This is a genomic window from Melaminivora alkalimesophila, assembly GCF_000282995.1.
Taxonomy (GTDB): domain Bacteria; phylum Pseudomonadota; class Gammaproteobacteria; order Burkholderiales; family Burkholderiaceae_C; genus Melaminivora; species Melaminivora alkalimesophila.
Window position 1 is genome coordinate 1 of sequence record NZ_ALEE01000076.1, and the last position, 897, is coordinate 897.

Annotated in this window: 1 protein-coding gene; it reads left to right on the forward strand. The window is 72.8% G+C overall.

Features of this window, described 5'->3' with window-relative positions; all coding sequences use genetic code 11:
• Positions 1–30: 30 nt before the first annotated feature.
• On the forward strand, positions 31–897 hold an 867-nt coding region (gene tsaD / locus A612_RS00925), incomplete at its 3' end, for a tRNA (adenosine(37)-N6)-threonylcarbamoyltransferase complex transferase subunit TsaD (RefSeq protein ID WP_019372743.1).

Here is an 897-nt window from a genome sequence, read left to right on the forward strand (position 1 = left end):
GCGCCCGGCCCGCCACTACACTCGGGCCCTATGAGCCAATTGATCCTGGGCATCGAGTCGTCCTGCGATGAGACGGGCGTGGCGCTCGTGCGTGCCGGCGCGGCGCAAACCGAAGCGCCGACGCTGCTCGCGCACGCGCTGCACAGCCAGGTGGAGATGCACCAGGCCTACGGTGGCGTGGTGCCGGAGCTCGCCAGCCGCGACCACATCCGCCGGGTGTTGCCGCTCACCGAGGCGGTATTGCGCGATGCAGGCGCGCAGCTGTCCGAGATCGATGTGGTGGCCTACACCCAGGGGCCCGGACTGGCGGGCGCATTACTCGTCGGCGCCGGGGTGGCGTGCGCGCTGGCCGCGGCCCTCGACCGGCCGGTGCTCGGCGTGCACCACCTGGAAGGCCACTTGCTGTCGCCCTTCTTGAGCGCCGACCCGCCGCAGTTCCCCTTCGTGGCGCTGCTGGTCTCGGGGGGGCACACGCAGCTCATGCGGGTGGATGGCGTGGGGCGCTACGGCCTCCTGGGCGAGACCATCGACGATGCGGCCGGCGAGGCCTTCGACAAGTCTGCCAAGCTGCTCGGCCTGGGCTATCCGGGCGGCCCGGCGCTGGCGCGGCTGGCCGAGGACGGCGATCCTGCGGCCTTCAAGCTGCCCCGACCGCTGTTGCACAGCCGCGACCTGGATTTCTCCTTCGCCGGGCTGAAGACGGCGGTGCTCACGCAGGCCAACCGCCTGGGCGCGGGCCTGCAGGAGCGCCGTGCGGACCTGGCGGCCAGCACCCAGGAGGCGATCGTCGAGGTGCTGGTCCGCAAAACCCTGGCGGCACTGGCCCAGACAGGGCTTGAGCGCGTGGTGGTGGCGGGGGGCGTCGGCGCCAACCGCCGGCTGCGCGAGCGGCTCCCC